Source organism: Mesorhizobium sp. M0808 (assembly GCF_040320025.1).
Classification (GTDB): Bacteria; Pseudomonadota; Alphaproteobacteria; order Rhizobiales; family Rhizobiaceae; genus Mesorhizobium.
In genome coordinates this window covers 438,514-455,153 of sequence record NZ_JAMYOX010000001.1, presented here as the reverse complement: position 1 = coordinate 455,153, position 16,640 = coordinate 438,514, and the positions used below count along the sequence as shown (strand labels likewise).

14 protein-coding genes and 1 pseudogene are annotated in these 16,640 nt (G+C 63.8%); 10 read left to right on the top strand and 5 right to left on the bottom strand.

Annotation, left to right across the window (positions count from 1 at the left end):
* Positions 1-57 precede the first annotated feature (57 nt).
* Together NKI25_RS02365 and NKI25_RS02360 are read right to left on the bottom strand one after the other, a co-directional pair.
* On the bottom strand, positions 58-1,008 hold the full coding sequence (locus tag NKI25_RS02365; RefSeq protein WP_352998142.1) for a substrate-binding domain-containing protein: 951 nt from the start codon (positions 1,006-1,008) through the stop codon (positions 58-60).
* 227 nt (positions 1,009-1,235) lie between these two features.
* Positions 1,236-2,243 (bottom strand): aldo/keto reductase, encoded by a 1,008-nt coding sequence (locus NKI25_RS02360; protein WP_352998045.1) that lies wholly within the window; start codon positions 2,241-2,243, stop codon positions 1,236-1,238.
* Positions 2,244-2,427: 184 nt separating this feature from the next.
* On the opposite strand from NKI25_RS02360, the gene NKI25_RS02355 reads away from it, so the two are divergent.
* Positions 2,428-2,652, top strand: coding sequence for a hypothetical protein (locus NKI25_RS02355; protein WP_023675682.1), 225 nt, complete (start codon positions 2,428-2,430; stop codon positions 2,650-2,652).
* A 155-nt stretch (positions 2,653-2,807) separates the two neighbouring features.
* On the top strand, positions 2,808-5,309 hold the full coding sequence (ligD, locus tag NKI25_RS02350; protein ID WP_352998043.1) for a DNA ligase D: 2,502 nt from the start codon (positions 2,808-2,810) through the stop codon (positions 5,307-5,309).
* A gap of 8 nt (positions 5,310-5,317) precedes the next feature.
* On the opposite strand, the gene NKI25_RS02345 is transcribed toward ligD, so the two are convergent.
* On the bottom strand, positions 5,318-6,505 hold the full coding sequence (locus NKI25_RS02345; protein WP_352998041.1) for a Fic family protein: 1,188 nt from the start codon (positions 6,503-6,505) through the stop codon (positions 5,318-5,320).
* Between the two features lie 472 nt (positions 6,506-6,977).
* Between NKI25_RS02345 and ku the strand changes: the two genes are divergently transcribed.
* From ku to NKI25_RS02320, 5 genes and pseudogenes are all read left to right on the top strand, one after another.
* The gene (ku, locus tag NKI25_RS02340; RefSeq protein ID WP_023675684.1) at positions 6,978-7,892 is read left to right on the top strand and encodes a non-homologous end joining protein Ku; all 915 of its coding nucleotides are present in this window, start codon (positions 6,978-6,980) and stop codon (positions 7,890-7,892) included.
* Complete coding sequence (locus NKI25_RS02335; RefSeq protein ID WP_352571359.1) at positions 7,889-8,983, top strand: tetratricopeptide repeat protein; 1,095 nt, start codon at positions 7,889-7,891, stop codon at positions 8,981-8,983. Before ku ends, NKI25_RS02335 begins: the two co-directional genes overlap by 4 nt.
* A 183-nt stretch (positions 8,984-9,166) precedes the next feature.
* Positions 9,167-9,811, top strand: a complete 645-nt coding sequence (locus tag NKI25_RS02330) for an alpha/beta hydrolase family protein (RefSeq protein ID WP_352645432.1) — start codon at positions 9,167-9,169, stop codon at positions 9,809-9,811.
* Positions 9,812-9,820: 9 nt separating this feature from the next.
* The gene (locus NKI25_RS02325) at positions 9,821-10,591 is read left to right on the top strand and encodes an exodeoxyribonuclease III (RefSeq protein WP_352906138.1); all 771 of its coding nucleotides are present in this window, start codon (positions 9,821-9,823) and stop codon (positions 10,589-10,591) included.
* A gap of 57 nt (positions 10,592-10,648) precedes the next feature.
* Positions 10,649-11,044: pseudogene (locus NKI25_RS02320) on the top strand (LysR substrate-binding domain-containing protein); the annotation flags it as partial.
* Between the two features lie 257 nt (positions 11,045-11,301).
* Here NKI25_RS02320 and NKI25_RS02315 read toward each other — a convergent pair.
* The gene (locus NKI25_RS02315) at positions 11,302-11,853 is read right to left on the bottom strand and encodes a DUF4019 domain-containing protein (protein WP_352998038.1); all 552 of its coding nucleotides are present in this window, start codon (positions 11,851-11,853) and stop codon (positions 11,302-11,304) included.
* Positions 11,854-12,064: 211 nt separating this feature from the next.
* Here NKI25_RS02315 and NKI25_RS02310 point away from each other — a divergent pair, with 211 nt between their 5' ends.
* Together NKI25_RS02310 and NKI25_RS02305 are read left to right on the top strand one after the other, a co-directional pair.
* The gene (locus tag NKI25_RS02310) at positions 12,065-12,616 is read left to right on the top strand and encodes an isochorismatase family protein (protein ID WP_352699809.1); all 552 of its coding nucleotides are present in this window, start codon (positions 12,065-12,067) and stop codon (positions 12,614-12,616) included.
* A 162-nt stretch (positions 12,617-12,778) separates the two neighbouring features.
* A complete protein-coding gene (locus NKI25_RS02305) occupies positions 12,779-14,401 on the top strand; it encodes an ABC-F family ATP-binding cassette domain-containing protein (RefSeq protein WP_352998036.1) in 1,623 nt (540 codons plus the stop codon).
* A gap of 61 nt (positions 14,402-14,462) precedes the next feature.
* Here NKI25_RS02305 and NKI25_RS02300 read toward each other — a convergent pair whose 3' ends face one another.
* Positions 14,463-14,894 carry an SAM-dependent methyltransferase gene (locus NKI25_RS02300; RefSeq protein ID WP_352755576.1) on the bottom strand — a complete coding sequence of 144 codons (432 nt, stop codon included), beginning with the start codon at positions 14,892-14,894 and terminating at the stop codon, positions 14,463-14,465.
* 492 nt (positions 14,895-15,386) lie between these two features.
* On the opposite strand from NKI25_RS02300, the gene NKI25_RS02295 reads away from it, so the two are divergent.
* On the top strand, positions 15,387-16,553 hold the full coding sequence (locus NKI25_RS02295; RefSeq protein WP_502896728.1) for a KamA family radical SAM protein: 1,167 nt from the start codon (positions 15,387-15,389) through the stop codon (positions 16,551-16,553).
* Positions 16,554-16,640: the final 87 nt, after the last annotated feature.

Sequence of the window (16,640 nt, the reverse complement as noted above, 5' to 3'; positions counted from 1 at the left end):
GGCAGAGGGGGGCGCGACAGAATGCTACTTTTGCCGCTGCGCGCCCTTTGTGCAACCTTACTTCGTCTCGCCCAGCCTCTCCGCCTTGTCGAGATTGTCCTTGCCGATGACGATCGGCGTCAAAAGCACCAGCTTTTCCTTCGGCTCGGTCTTGTCCCTGGCGTAGGCGACCGCGATCTGCACGGCGGTGCGCGATTGTTCGCCGGGGAATTGCTCGACCGTTCCGGCCAGCTTGCCGTCGCGCACGGCGACCAGCGCTTCGGGAAGCGCGTCGAAGCCGTAGATCTTGACGTCGGTGAAGTTGCGCGCCGCGCAGGCTTCGACCGCGCCAAGCGCCATGTCGTCGTTGGCGCAGATGATCGCGTCGGGCTTGCCGTTGGCGGCAAGGCCGGCCTCGGTGACGGACAGCGCCTCGGCGCGGGCGAAGTTGGCGGTCTGCTCGAAGATGATCTGGTACTTGTCCTTCATCGGATCGAGGACGTTGTGCACACCCTTGTTGCGGTCGATCGCCGGGCCGGCACCGGGCTGGCCCTGCAGATGGAAGATCTTGGCGCCGTTCGGGAACGCCGCCACCATGGCCTGTGCTTCGGCCTCGCCGCCCTTGACGTTGTCGGCGCCGACATGGGCGAGGATGCCTTCGACGCCTTCGACGCGGCGGTCGATGGTGACGACGGGAACGCCGGCCTTGACCGCTTCCTCGATGGCTGGGGCCAGCGCGTTGACGTCGAGCGGCGAGATGACGATGGCGTTGACCTTCTGCACCAGCGCCGCTTCGATATCGGCGGTCTGCTTGGGCGCCGAATTCTGGCCGTCGCTCTCGATCAGGTTGACGCCTTGCGCCTGGGCCTCAGCTTTGATCTGGTTCAGCATGTGCACGAAGAACGGAAAGCCGAGGCTCGGCACCGAACCAAGGATGGTCAGCTTGTCCTGGGCAAAAGCCAGTCGCGGAGCGGCCAGCGCCAAGGCGCCCATCGCCGCCGACGACAGCAGGAATTCACGTCTGTTGATCAATTTAGTCTCCTCCCAGATGAGCGCATGACCCCGAAACCGGAATGGGTTTTCCGGAAGGTTCCTTGCGTCGATTCAAAAATGGAGTGTCCTTTGAGCGCCCAACTCGCTTTGAAGGGACGCACGGCGCTCCAGCCGGTCCACCGCGACGTTCTCCTCCGCTCGGTGCCTGCCGGCGGATGCTAGCCAAGGCCGGAGCTTTGCGCAAGAACGGGAGCAGGCAAGACCTACCGATCGATCATCACCATGGTGCGCTCGCCGTAGCGCGGCCCGGCGACCTTTCCCGGCGCCAGCGCGTCGTCGAGCACTTGCATCTCGGCTGGGTCCAGCCTGATCGAAGCCGCGGCGACGTTCTCCTCGAGGTATTTTCTGCGCTTGGTGCCGGGGATCGGGACGATGTCGATGCCGAAGTCGCTCCCCTTGTGGAGCAGCCAGGCCAGCGCGATCTGACCTGGCTTGACGGGCTTCGCCGCGGCGATGTCGAGTACCGTGGCCGCCGCCTGCATGTTGGCGTCATAGTTGGCGCCCTGGTAGCGCGGATCGCCGCGCCGGTAATCGCCCTCCGGATAGTCTTCGGCGCGCCTGACATCGCCGGTGAGAAAACCGCGGCCGAGCGGCGAGAACGGCACCAGGCCGATGCCGAGCTCCTTCAGCAGCGTAATGATTTCCGGCTCCAGATTGCGCTCCCACAGCGAATATTCGCTCTGCACGGCCGACACCGGATGCACGGCATGCGCCCGGCGGATATTGGCGGCCCCGGCTTCAGAGAGGCCGAAGAAGCGGACCTTGCCCTGAGCGATCAGCTCGCCGACAGCGCCCGCCACATCCTCGATCGGCACCGCCGGATCGACGCGGTGCTGATAGAGGAGGTCGACGTGGTCGGTGGCGAGCCTCCTCAGCGAACCTTCCAAAGCCTCGCGGATATGTTCGGGCCGGCTGTCGCGCTCGGTGCCGACTTGCTTGCCGTTTTGTATGCGGAAGCCGAATTTCGTCGCGATCGTCACCTCATCGCGCCGGCCCTTCAGCGCGCGGCCGAGCAGTTCCTCGTTGGTGAACGGCCCGTAGACTTCCGCAGTGTCGAGGAAGGTGCAGCCGAGTTCGATGGCGCGGTGCAGCGTGGCGGTCGATTCCGCCTCGTCGGCCGGGCCGTAGGACTGGCTCATGCCCATGCAGCCGAGACCGATTGCCGAGACTTGCAGCCCCTGGCTGCCGAGTTTGCGCATCGTCAATGTCATGTGAAGCTCTCCGGATCAGCATCGCGTTCCAAGCCGCCAGGGCAATATAGCGCACCGGCTCGATTTCCACAGAGCGGGAGGCGCCACCGCGCGAGGGCTCAGTGCGGCCGCCAAATTGACAGCCGAGCCGCTCTCGGCCATCCTTAAGGCACGCCGCCTTGCGGCTTGTGCGTGAGTAACCAGCATGGCCAGTTCCGTCGCCAGTCAGAAATCCAAGCGCGCCGCGGTGCGGAACGCGCTCGACCGCCACAAGGTGTACATCACTGCGCAGCGTTTTTCGGCCGGCAGCTACAGCGCGCGCGTGCTGGTCGACGGCGAGGCCTATTGGGTCGACGAATTCCGGCTCAGCCAGCTGCAGCAGGGCCTGTCGCCGGCCGAACTCGAATTGACGCCGGCCACCGACGATTGAGCGGCGTGACCTGCCATCCTTCGTCATCCCAGGGCGGAGCAGGAGCTAAGCGACGTCGCGGAGACCCTGGGATCCATGCCGTGACATTGGAGCGCCGCTGCGATGGGATTTTGATGCCGCGCTCGTTGCTTTTGCCCACCACCCGCGCCTAGTCCATGGCAGCTCCTTCGAAGCTCAAGGCTTATCGCGCCAAGCGCGAGTTCACGAGGACGCCGGAACCAGCCGGCGGTCTGGTTGCCGGTGAGGGCAATCGTTTCGTTGTCCACAAGCATCACGCCACCGCCGATCACTACGATCTGCGCCTGCAGGTCGGCAACGTGCTGAAGAGCTGGGCGGTGCCGCGCGGCCCGTCGCTCAATCCGGCCGACAAACGGCTGGCGGTCGAGACCGAGGACCATCCGCTCGAGTATATCGACTTCGAAGGTGTCATTCCCGAAGGCGAATATGGCGGCGGGCCGATGATCGTCTGGGACACCGGCGTCTGGGCGCCGATGGACGATGTCGAGAAGAGCCTGCGCACCGGTTCCTTCAAGTTCCGCCTCGCCGGCGAAAAGCTGAATGGCGGCTGGATGCTGACGCGGCTGAAACCGAAGCCCGGCGAGGATGAGGGCAAGAAGAACTGGCTGCTGTTCAAGGAGCGTGATCTCGCCGCCGACGCCAAGCACGACATACTGGAAGCCCGGCCGGAAAGCGTCAAATCCGGACGCCGCATCGAGGAACTGGTGGCAACGCCGAAGCCGGCCGCCAAGCCTGCCAGGCCGGTGGTGCTGAAGCCAGGTGCTTTGCCGAGCGCCGTCAAGGCGCCGCTGCCCACCCGCATCGAGCCGCAACTGGCGACGCAGGTTTCGAAACCGCCGGGCGGCGATGACCCAGCGGCCCGAACGGGCGAAGTCTGGCTGCACGAGATCAAATTCGATGGCTACCGCACCATGGCGCATCTCGCTAACGGCGCAGTCAGGCTGATCACCCGCGCCGGCCTCGACTGGACGAAGCGCTATGGCGACCTGCCGCTTGCCTTCGCCAGGCTGCCGTGCCGCGAGGCGATCATCGACGGCGAGGTCGTCGCGCTCGACGCCAAGGGCATCAGCCGCTTTGCCCTTTTGCAAGACGCGCTGGCCGAAGGCGCCGGCAACAAGCTCCACTTCTACGCCTTCGATCTTCTGTATCTCGACGGCTGGGACCTGAGACAAGCGCCGCTCCGCCGGCGCAAGGCGCTGCTTTCGCAATTGCTGTCCGGTCTCGGCGCCAATTCGGCCATCCAGCTCAGCGATCATGTCGAAGGAGATGGCCAGGCACTTTATGACCAGGCATCCGAGATGGGGCTCGAGGGTGTCGTCTCCAAGCGCGCCACGGCAATCTACCAGAGCGGCCGTACCAAGACCTGGACCAAGACCAAGGCGCTTCAGACCGGCGACTTCGTCATCGCCGGCTACACTGTCTCCGACGCGGCCGAGGGGTTGGCTGCACTTGGCCTCGGCGAATTCGAAGACGGCGAGCTGCACTATCGCGGCAAGGTCGGCACCGGCTTCGATGCGGGGACCGCCGGCGAATTGCTGGCCAGGCTGGAGCCGCTAAGGGCGGGTGCATCCGCGCCCGAAGGGGTTCCCCGCGAAATCATGCGCGAGATGAACTGGGTGCGGCCGCTGCTTTCGGCGCATATCCACTACGCCAACCGGACCACCGACAATGCGCTGCGCCATGCCGTGTTCCGCGGCCTGCGCGACGTCGGCCTGTCGACGCCGGTTTCGGCCAAGCGCAAGCGGCTGATCGCCGAGGCCGACCTCGCCACCATCTGGGTGACCAACCCGACGCGACGGCTGTTCGGCAAGACCGGCCCGACCAAGCTCGACATTGCCGTCTATTACGCGCTGGTCGGCGATTTCATGCTGCCGCACATTCTCGGCCGGCCGGTGTCGCTGGTGCGCTGCCCGACCGGCAGGCCGCAGGACTGTTTCTTCCAGCGCCACGCCTTCACCGGCATGCCGTCCTCTGTGGCGACTTTCGAAACGACCAATTCGGAGGGCGAGACCAAATCCTATCTCTCGGTGGAAGACGCCAAGGGCTATCTGGCGCTGGCGCAGTTCGGTGTCGTCGAGTTCCACACCTGGGGCACCCATCGCACGCGGCTCGACAAGCCGGACCTGATCGTTTTCGACCTCGACCCGGGCGAGGGGATCGCCTGGCGCGAGGTGGTTGAGGCGGCGGTGCACATTAAGGGCGAGCTGGAAGCGCTAGGGCTGGTGCCGTTCGCCAAGACGTCCGGCGGCCACGGCATCCACATATCAGTGCCGGTGACGCAAAAGCAGAACTGGAAGAAATTGCACCAGGCGACCAGCGCCATCTCGACGCATCTTGCCGCCACCGCGCCCGACACTTTCACCACCACCATGGGCAAGGATAACCGCAAGCGGCGCATCTTCATCGATTATCACCGCAATGCGCGCGGCCACACTTCTGCGGCTCCCTATTCGCTGCGCGCCCGCACCAATTTGCCGGCCTCGACGCCGGTGAGCTGGAGCGATCTGGAATCCATCGACGCTCCGCAGGATCTGAATTATTCGTCGCTGCCGGGCCTGCTGGCGACGTCAGGCGATCCCTGGGCCGACATGGAAGATTTCGCCAGGGATTTGCCGCCGGTTGGACCTGAGGCTGGCTGACTGTTGATTCATGTTTCGGGAAACAGCCTCGGGAACAGCGTGTCCAAGGCCTTGGCGGGAAAGCGCAGGGATACCGGCCCTTTGGGCGTCTCGGATTCCAGCAGCCCAAGCGAAATGACATCATTGAAAACCCGCCGCGCGGTCCGCTCGGGCAGTCCGGTAATGCGCGAGATTTCGCCTCGCTCGAATTCGCCGCGTATCAGCGCCTCTTCCAGCAGACGGCTGGCTTCCGGCTTCAACTCGCTGCTTGTAGCGTAGGCGCGAAGACGCTTTGCCAGCGTGGCGAGATCAAAAAGGCCGGACATGAAGGTCACTTGGTCAACACAGACGCGCAGGAACCACAGGGTGAAATCCGCTAGCGCGCGCTGTGAGAGATTGCCTCTGCCGTCGAGATCGCCCTGGCGCGGCATGTCGGCATGATCCATCATGGTCTTGTAGTCTTTGCGACTCTTCAGCCCTCGCGCCAGTCCACGTGAAATCGACCACAATCCATGAGCGGCGATACCTGCCTCATGTGCCATCGCATGGCTCATCAAGCGGCTGACGCGCCCGTTGCCGTCGGGAAATGGATGGATGAAATTGAAGCGATGATGCGCAGCAGGAATGGCGAGTATCCGGCCTGCCTTGCCGAGCTTTGCGAAGCCGTAGCGCGTTTCGAAATAGCACATGAAATCGTCGACGCGGACGCTGGATGGCGGTTGATGCCTGCCGACCGCAACATCGTGCTCAAGTTTCGATCGCCATTCCCCGGGCACCATGAGAAATTCGCGCCCTGCACCCTTGACACGCAGCATGAGTTCCTCGGCATCCCGATAGAATTCCTGATGCAGCCACAGGATGAAGGCGCGGGAAGCCGGATCAGGTAATCGGCCCCGCGCAGCCATCCGGTCGATCTCGGCCTGGAGCCTGACGTGAGTGGCGGCTTCAAGTTGCAGGTTCCGCCGTTCCTCATCCTTGTCGAAATTTCCTGCCAGCGCGCGCTCGATGTCGCGCGGACGCGTGTCATGGCCCTCTATGAGGTTGCTGTAATAGGTATTCATGATGCGCACGAGATCGGCGAGGTTGGCAGCTGTACGGGGATGAAGGCTGCCGCCCAACATAGCGGACGCCGCCGACAATTCCGCCAGGGCATCCGAGATTTCCTCGGATACTTCCTCCAGACGGGCCGGTTCGATCCGCTGTACGCTTTCTTCCATGGTACGGCTGCCTCCAATTTTTGGCCGATCTTCAGAATTAATAAGTACATAATCATAAATAGTTTTTTTCTAGATTAATAGAAAAATTGGCCGATCATTTGGCCGATTGTCTGCCAGCCGGCCGGCGATCGGTCATGGCCGATCGCAAACGGCGTTATCAGATTGAAACTCCAGCATCAAAGCGGGTCGAGGCACAGGTTTGGCCGATCTTTTGGCCGCTGCACAGAGCCGTCCGGTAGAATGGTGACGGCGGTGCGCCGGTCCGATCTGCAATCCATCGACGCTCCGGAAAATTTGAATTATTCTTCGCCACGGATCCCTTGCCTGCAGGCGGCTCTCAGCGGAGGAAGATTTCGCTAGGGATTTGCCGGTATTGTAAGGGGCAATGTAGGATTTCGGCAGCCCCGTTCGTCCTCCGGACGAATGAACGCTGCGAACAGTTCGACAGCACAAGGCCGCGTAGGAGTATTTCATGGCGCCCAGGGCAAGTTGGAAAGGTTACCTCAAGCTCAGTCTGGTCAGCTGTCCGGTCCGGCTCTATCCGGCGACCAGCGCCAGCGAGCGCATCAGCTTCAACCAGCTGCACAACAAGACGCACAACCGCATCAACATGAAGCCGGTCGACCCCGAACTCGGGCTGGTCGAGCGTTCGGACCTGGTCAAGGGCTACGAATACGAGGACAAGCAGTACATCATCATCGAGGACTCCGATCTCGATGCGGTACGCATCGAATCCAATCATACGATGAACATAGAGGCCTTTGTCGACGAGCATTCGGTCGACGTCATCTATCAGGACGCGCCCTATTACCTGGCGCCGGACGGCGCAATGGCCGAGGAGACCTTCGCCGTGCTGCGCGAAGCGATGCGCAAATCCGGCAAGCTGGCGATCGCCCGCCTGGTGCTGTCCAGCCGCGAGCGCGTGGTGACGATCGGCGCGCGCGAGAACGGCATGTTCGTCTGCACCTTGAGGAATCCGAACGAAGTGCGTGGCACGGCTGAGTATTTCGGCAATATCCCGGCCGGAACCCCCGATCCCGAAATGCTGCAATTGGCCGAGGCGCTGATCAAGCAGAAGGAAACCACCTTCGATCCGAAGAATTACGAGGACCGCTACGAGATCGCGCTGATGGCGATGATCCGCGAGAAGCTGAAGGGCCATAAGCCGATCATCGCGGCGGCGCCTGAGCGCGGCAATGTCATCAATCTCATGGATGCGCTGAAGGCGAGCCTGTCGCAATCGGCCAAGCCGCCGGCCAAGTCCAAGAGCAAGGCCGATGAAACGGCCAAGCCCGCGGCGAAATCCGCCAAGGCCGGCGCCGCCGCGGCCAAGGAAAACCCGCTCAAGGCGAACCTTCTCAAAGCCGTCGGCAAGAGCAAGGCGTGACGGCTCTCGCCGGCACGGTCTTCGGCATCGTCGGCGCGCTGGCCGCCTTTCCGCTCAGGTTGGCGGCGCGCGAGGTCGAGCGCCAGCACGGCGAGTTGCGGCGCGGCGTCACTCGGCGCACCACACATGTCGTGTTGGGCCGCATGTTGCTCGCCAGGGCCGATGATGCCGAGATTGAGCGCCGCGTCGTCACCGAGCGCGCGGCCGGGCGCAAGCTGGTCAGCGAGAACGGCTTCCTGCGCCTGCTCGGCCTGATGAAAGCGCCGGAGGCTTCGGCGCTGTCGCGGCAGTCGCTGATCGACCAGTCGCGGCTGACCGGCGAGGATCTCGACCTTTTGTCGCTGTTCGATGCCTTCGAGCATGATTGCGAACCGTATTCCTTTCGCGACCTGATCCTCGCCCGCAAATATGCCGGGCTGGTTGCCGGCGGCGCCTCATGGGGGGCGATTGCGCGCTCGGTGCACCGGTCGGGCCCGGTCGCCTCGCTCACCGCCAAGTCGCTCGCCGTCGGCTCACAGCATGGGCGGGCCGATGCGATCTATCTCGAGGGCGGCCAGAGCGAACTCGACGGCCAGCTGCTGTTCGATCTGGGAACGCAGGATGACGACACGCTGGAAGAGCTGTTCGCCGATGCCGAGGCGGCGGAAGGGGCTGAAGACCACGAGCAGGCGGCGGCGCTCTACCGGCGCTGCCTGGCCATCGACCCAAGCGATGCCATCGCCGCTTTCAACCGCGCCAACTGCCTGCGCGCCGCCGGCCACGCGGCCGAGGCGGCGCACGACTATGCCCGCGCGATAAAGCTCGATCCCGGCTTCGTCGAGGCCTGGTTCAATCTCGCCGGGCTGATGAGCGAAGAGGGGCGGGTGGCGTCGGCGCGACGGCATTTGCTCAAGGCGATCGCACTCGATCCCAATTATGCCGACGCGGTATTCAACCTTGCGAGGCTGGAGTTCGACGCCGGCAATCTCGCCGAGGCGCGGCGTCGCTGGGTGCGCTACCTCGAACTCGATCCCAACTCCGAATGGGCGCGCACGGCCGCCAAGGGGATACAGTTCGTGGATTTGCAGCTGGCGCGGATGTCGGCGGGGTGAGGTAGTAGCGCCTCCTTCTCCCCTTGTTGTGGGAGAAGGTGGATCGGCGCGCAGCGCCGAGACGGTTGAGGGGTGCTGGACGGAATGCAGGTGATGCCAAGCTGGAACACCCCTCATCCGACCGAGCTTCGCTCGGCCACCTTCTCCCAAAGGGGAGAAGGGGTCACCAGCGTTGGAGTCCCCATGACAACCTTCCTCTTCGACGGCCCCGACACCGCCCCAATCACCATCTTGCTCGCCCATGGCGCAGGCGCTCCTATGGACTCCCCCTCGCTGACAGCCACGGCAAAAGCGCTGGCCGAGGCCGGCTTCCGCGTTGCGCGCTTTGAATTCCACTACATGGCGGCTCGCCGCTACGGCCACCGCAAGCCGCCGCCGCGCGCCGAGACGGTTAACCCGGAATACGTCAAGGCGATCGCCGACCTCCGGGCGAAGGGCGTGAAGGGTCCGCTGATCATCGGTGGCAAGTCGATGGGCGGACGCGTCGCTTCGATGATCGCCGACGAGATGTTTTCAAAGGGCGAGATCTCGGGCCTGCTTTGCCTTGGCTATCCCTTCCATCCGCCGGGCAAACCGACGCAGCTTCGGACAAAGCACCTCGCCGATCTCAAGATGCCGACAGTGATCTTCCAAGGCACGCGCGACGAGTTCGGGACCAAAGACGAGGTCGCGACCTATGCTCTGTCCGACGCAATCGAGATTTTCTGGCTGGAAGACGGCGACCATGATCTGAAGCCGCGCAAAAACATCTCCGGCTTCTCCACCGCCGATCATCTGAAGACGCTCGCTGATGCGGTGAAGGCGTGGACCGAACGCATCGTGCGCTGAAGCAGGCCGATGAAGATCGCCACCTTCAACGTCAACAACATCAACAGCCGGCTGCCGAACCTGCTCGCATGGCTGGCCGCCGCCAAACCCGACATCGCCTGCCTGCAGGAGCTCAAGACCAGGCAGACGCAGTTTCCGCGCACTGCGCTGGCGGCCGCCGGCTACGGCGCGGTTTGGGTCGGGCAGCCGACCTGGAACGGCGTCGCCATACTCGCGCGTGGCTCAGAACCCGTTCTGACCCGCGAGGCGCTGCCCGGCGACGACAGCGACCAGCAGGCGCGCTACATCGAGGCAGCGGTCAACGGCATCGTCGTCGCCTGCCTCTACGCGCCGAACGGCAATCCGCAGCCCGGCCCGAAATTCCAGTACAAGCTGGCCTGGCACGAAAGGCTGGAGGCGCATGCGGCGCAGTTGCTCGACACCGGCCTGCCGGTGGTACTGGCCGGCGACTACAACATCGTGCCCGAGCCGCGCGACATCTACCCGACCCGCTCCTATGACGACAACGCGCTGGTCCAGCCGGAAAGCCGCGCATCGTTCCAGCGGCTGCTCGACCAGGGCTGGCTTGACGCGCTGCGCAAGAAGCACCCGAACGAGACGCTCTACACATTCTGGGACTACCGCCGCAACCGCTGGCCGCGCGATGCCGGCCTGCGGCTCGATCATATCTTGCTCAGCAAGAAGCTGTCGCGCCGGCTGGTAGCGGCGGGCATCGACCGCGACGTGCGCGGCGAGACCGGCGCCAGCGACCACGCGCCGGTCTGGGTGGAATTGAAGTGAGGGGGACATTGGCCGTCATTGGCGCTTTCGTCAGGTTGGTCGCGCTGCTTCGCGGGCGAACGCCTCGGCTTGCCGGCAACCCTCGACGATCTCGAAGGCCATCTGATGGTCGGCTTCCGCTCGTCGCGGACCGGCGAGGTCATGCCGCTCGAATTCACCGTCGGCGGCGCGTTGAGTTATGTCAGCCTGCCCAACCGGGTGACGGTCAACGGCTCCGACACGATGGCGGAGCTGGCGCGTCTCGGCTTCGGCCTGGTGCAGGCGCCGCACTACCGCTTCGCCGGTGATTTCGCACGCGGCACGCTTGTCGAAGTGCTGCCGGATTACCCGCCGTCGCCGACACCGCTGTCGGCGCTCTATCCGCAGAACCGCCAGCTGGCGCCACGGGTACGCGTGTTCATCGACTGCGTGACCGGGATTTTTGGCGAGGATGGGACATCGGGCCAGGTGTGATCGTCCGGGCCGCCGGCTACTTTGCGAAGGGCGATCGGACGAGATAAACATCGCGCTTGGGTTTAGTGACAAGCGCACCGCCGGCACCTATGCCGTGATGGGCGGGATTGGGTGAGGACAAAAGCTGCGCTCTCCCCGCGTTCATCATCCTCGGGCCGGCAAACTGTAGGAGTTCACCGACATCGTTGCGCTGATCGAAGCGAGGGAAACCGAAAAGCCGATGGTCGCGGAAGGTACAAAAACGGACCGCCTCACCTTCACGATGGAAAATTCGGACAGTTAGCCGACAACTCGGCCCATGCTCGATCCAATTCGAGTTTCGATTGGGTCTTTTCAATGCTTTTCGCGGTAGCGTTGTCGATGAAGTTGCTTTCGACCCGCATGACTCGAAAATTTCCACCTGACGGCCGCTGATAGAGGACAATATAGCCGCAGTAACGATCGATGTTTTCAAACTTCGCCGCTATGTCGACTGCGGCATAGACGCCAGGAAAGGCAGCGTTCTCTGGGTCCTTCAACCACGTGAATTTGAGTAGCCGGCGCTCGCGCACAGCGCCGGCCTGAGAATGAAAATGTTTACTTTGCTCCACGAAGGCGTTCGATGGGATCGAAGCTTTGGCGGTATCAGTTATCATTTCGTATACCCGCCCATACTCTTGGCTATCGAGCGAAAGGAAATAGCGACCAACCGTTTCCGTTGCATCTCGAACCGCGTCCTCCGAGGGCGTCCACTCTTGCGATTGTGCGGGTAGGATCGCGACCAACACCGAAGTCACGATCGCAAGGAAAGCTACGGCTGCATGTGTCATGGTAATTTCTTCGCAGGAGCTTGCCACGAATGCAATCCGGTCACGGCCGATAGCCAGAATTTCGAACTGACCCACATCCCAATGGCGCGCTATGTTAGCGCTGCCGCAAGCGGATTGTCACATATCTCGAACTCCAGCCACTTGCGGTTGCCCGTGCGCGCCATCGCGGCCCTGATCCTTGATCAGCTCCGCCCTCGTGCTATAAAAAACCATGTCAGGGACCAGCCCCGCGGCCACCGCGCCGCTCATCGTGATTGACCTTCAGACCGGCATGTTCGACGGTGTCGCCGAACCGCCGATCCATGATGCCGACGGCATGGTTGCCCGCACCCGCGCGCTGATCGAATGGGCACGGCGCAGCGGGCGCAAGATCGCCTTCATCAGGCATGACGGCCCGCAGGGCGATCCTCTGGCGCCGGGTGAGCCGGGCTGGTCGGTGTGGCCGGCGCTCGGCCAGGCCGAGGACGAGCCGACTTTCGCCAAGCGTGTCGGCGATGCGTTCAGCAATGCCGCCCTTGCAGAATGGGTGGCCGGGCAGGGCGCCGGCGAGGTCGTTCTGATCGGCGCGCAGACCGATTTCTGCGTGGCGGCCACGGTGAAGGGCGCCTTTGCAGCGGGCCTGGGCGTCACCGTGGTTTCCGACGCCCACAGCACGCTCGACGCCGCCAGCGAGACCGCCGCGGAGATCATCGCCCGACACAATGCGGCATTTGCCGCCGCCGGGGTCAAACTGGCGACGACAAAAGCCCTGACCGATAGCTGATCCGCCGGCTCATCCCTACGCCGTCAAAGCCTGATCCAGCCGGGAAGCAACTGGCGGGTTCAGACAATTTGGCGCGGGGCGCCTCATCAATTGCGGGCTTCCGCAAGCGCGGCCTATCGCGTATTGGCGCGGGAACTCTCCTTTGGCCTTCCCCGGAAAACCATGATTCGTCTCGAAAATATCAGCAAGCAGAACGGCAGGCAGATTGTCTTCATCGAAGCCTCCGCCGCGTTGCAGAAGGGCGAGAAGGTCGGGCTGGCCGGGCCTAACGGCGCGGGCAAGACGACGCTGTTTCGCATGATCAACGGCGAGGAGCAGCCCGACGAGGGCCAGGTCTCCGTCGATCGCGGCGTCACCATCGGCTATTTCAGCCAGGATGTCGGCGACATGGAGGGCCGCAGTGCGGTGGCCGAAGTGATGGACGGCGCCGGGCCGGTGAGCGAAGTGGCGGCCGAGATGCGCGAGCTCGAGCACGCCATGGGCGACCCCGATCGCGCCGGTGAAATGGACGAGATCATCGTCCGTTACGGCGAGGCACAGCACCGCTTCGAGGAGCTCGACGGCTACGCGCTGGACGGGCGCGCCCGCGAGGTGCTCGACGGGCTCGGCTTCAGCCAGGAGATGATGGACGGCGACGTCGGCAAACTGTCCGGCGGCTGGAAAATGCGCGTGGCACTGGCCAGGATCCTTTTGATGCGGCCCGACGCCATGCTGCTCGACGAGCCGAGCAACCATCTCGACCTCGAAAGCCTGATCTGGCTGGAGCAGTTCCTGAAGAACTATGCCGGCGCGCTGCTGATGACCTCGCACGACCGCGAGTTCATGAACCGCATCGTCAACAAGGTGGTCGAGATCGACGGCGGTTCGCTGACCGCCTACTCCGGCAACTACGAATTCTACCAGCAGCAGCGGGCGATTGCCGACAGGCAGCAGCAGGCGCAGTTCGAGCGCCAGCAGGCGATGCTGGCCAAGGAGATCGCCTTCATCGAGCGCTTCAAGGCGCGGGCTTCACATGCCGCCCAGGTACAGAGCCGGGTGAAGAAGCTGGACAAGATCGACCGTGTCGAGCCGCCCAAGCGCCGCCAGAAGGTGTCGTTCGACTTCCAGCCGGCGCCGCGCTGCGGCGAGGACGTGGTGACGCTGAAGAACGTGCACAAGGGCTATGGCAGCCGCTCGATCTACGAGGGATTGGATTTTCAGGTGCGCCGCCGCGAGCGCTGGTGCATCATGGGCGTCAATGGTGCGGGCAAGTCGACGCTGCTGAAGCTGGTCGCTGGCGCTTCCGAGCCGGACAATGGCACGGTGGCGCGCGGGCCCAGCGTCAAGATGGGCTATTTCGCCCAGCACGCCATGGAAGTGCTGGAGGGCGAGCGCACCGTGTTCCAGACGCTGGAAGATGCATTTCCACAGGCCGGCCAGGCGCCGCTCAGGGCGCTGGCCGGCTGCTTCGGCTTTTCCGGCGACGAGATCGAGAAGAAATGCCGCGTGCTGTCGGGCGGCGAGAAGGCGCGGCTGGTGATGGCGCTGATGCTGTTCGATCCGCCCAATTTGCTGGTGCTGGACGAGCCGACCAACCACCTCGACATCGCCACCAAGGAGATGCTGATTACGGCACTGTCGCAGTACGAGGGAACCATGCTGTTCGTCTCGCATGACCGCCATTTCCTGGCGGCGCTGTCGAACCGGGTGCTGGAACTGACGCCCGAGGGCATCCACACCTATGGCGGCGGCTATACCGAATATGTCGAGCGCACCGGGCAGGAGGCGCCGGGGTTGCGGAGCTGAGGCCGGCTCTGCCGCTCACGGTCACGTAGACGCTCGATTCCGGAGGCCAAGCACGAGGTCCTCAGCCATATATCGCAATTTCGCGCAGCGGATCGCCGCCGTCGATGAACAGCCGGCCTTGCGCGGTCAACGCCGCCTTGAGCCGTCGCAGGGCAATTTTTCCTGCTTCGGGATGACGCCCGTCCAGCGCGCCGACGCGCACCGCAACGGCAATGTCGAAGTGCTTCTCATCGGCCTCCAACTCGAAATCCTCGATGGCGACCTGGCGAAGGCTCAGCCGGCCTGCCGCAATCTCGGCGCGCGAGGCGGCCCCGGCCTGCGCGATGGCCTTGGCCGAGCGGTCGATCGCCAGCACGTGCCCACAGCCGATCCGGCGCGCGATCTCGCGCGCTGCAGCACCCGGTCCGCAGCCGATCTCCAGCACTCGCATGCCCTGCCGCAAGGGCAGCGCATTGACGATCTCCAAAAGCCTTGGCGACAAGTCGTTCGCCATACGCTCTTCTCCAGCTTTTTCGCAATCCGAGATTAGCGACCGCGGCCGGCGACGGGAAGGCCGAGAGACGCGGGCATCGCCGATGTGTTCAGCTGGTATGTTCAGTTGGGTGCTGCTTGAGCAGGGGGCATGATCGACATCGAAGAGGTCGACGATCCGGTCTCGACCGCGGGCGACCGGGCGAACCCGAGCGGCCCGGCGTCGTTGACCTGAGGGGTAGGGAGGGAACTGGCGCCGAGCCTAACCGGTTGGGGGGTAGATCACCGGCCGTTTATGTGTATACGCTCAAGCTAATATAAGAGCAAGCTAATGTTTTGCGTCAGCGATGTTGGACGATTGTTCTGATCAGTGGCCGGTTGTGGCTTCCTGCCGCGCCCTCCAACCCGGCCAAACACCGCTTATTGCCTTCAAGTCCTGGCTCCAATGCTGTACCCCGGCCCGAAATTCAAGGAGCCTGCGATGACCTCACATCCCGACATCCCCGACGCCAGCATGGCGGTCGATGCGGCCGGCGTGGCAGCCGATGACCGGCGCGCTCGCGAGGCGGATGCCGCATGGCGGGACGATGTTCGCGAGGGCGTGCGGCATGTAGGCGATCTGGATTCGCTGCCGCTGTCGCCAGCCGAGCGGGCGGCGGCCGAAGCCGCGGCCACGCGCCACAAGGTTCGCATTCCCAAGGCCTATCTCGACCTGATCGACTGGAACGACCCCGCCGATCCGATACGGCTTCAGGTCATCCCGTCGCCCGACGAACTGGCAGAGCAGGAGGGCGAACTCGACGATCCGATCGCCGACCACGCCTTCAGTCCCGTGCCTAGATTGACGCATCGACATGCCGACCGGGTTCTGTTGTTCCCGACCTATCAATGCGCGGTCTATTGCCGGTTCTGCTTTCGCAAGGAGCAGCTGACGTCGATCGGCCGCGGCTATACGCGCGAAGCTCTCGACGAAGCCTTCGCCTATATCGCGGCCCATCCGGAAATCCGCGAGGTGATCCTGACCGGCGGCGACCCGCTATCGCTGCCGGACAGGGCGCTGGCGGAAATCCGCGCCCGTGTCGAGGCGATCCAGCATGTGCGGCTGTTGCGCATCCACACTCGCGTACCCGTCGCGCTGCCGTCGCGCGTCACCGGCGGGTTGATGCAAGCCTTGCAGGGCCGGCTGATGGTCACTGTCGTCACCCATTTCAACCATCCACGCGAAATCACGGAGGCGACCGAGCGGGCCTGCCGCACGTTGCGGCAGGGCGGCTTCGTGCTGCTGAACCAGAGCGTTCTGCTGAAAGGCGTGAACGATACGGTCGAGGTGCTGGAAGAGCTGTGCCGCGAGCTGATGTATCGCCTTGGCGTCAAACCCTATTACCTGCACCACGGCGATCTCGTGCGCGGAATGGCGCACCGGCGCACCACGATCGCCGAGGGCCAGGCGCTGGTCAGCGCCTTGCGTGCGCGCCTGTCGGGCATCTGCAATCCCGTCTACGTGCTGGACCTGCCGGACGGCGGAGGGAAAGTCCCGCTCGGCCCGTCCCATCTTGAGGCACGGGAAGGGGAGACGTGGCGAATACGTGGGCTTGATGGGGCGGTGAGGGGGTATGGAGAGCTGGTTGGGGAGGAGGGGACGCGCAGCCGCCGTCCAAGCCAGCCCACCTTGGTGACCTGACATGCAGCCCTTGATCACGGAAGCATGCGTTAACTGCTGTTCTATTTGGTGCTTGCGCAATTGCTAAAATGGTGGAAATGTTGGTGC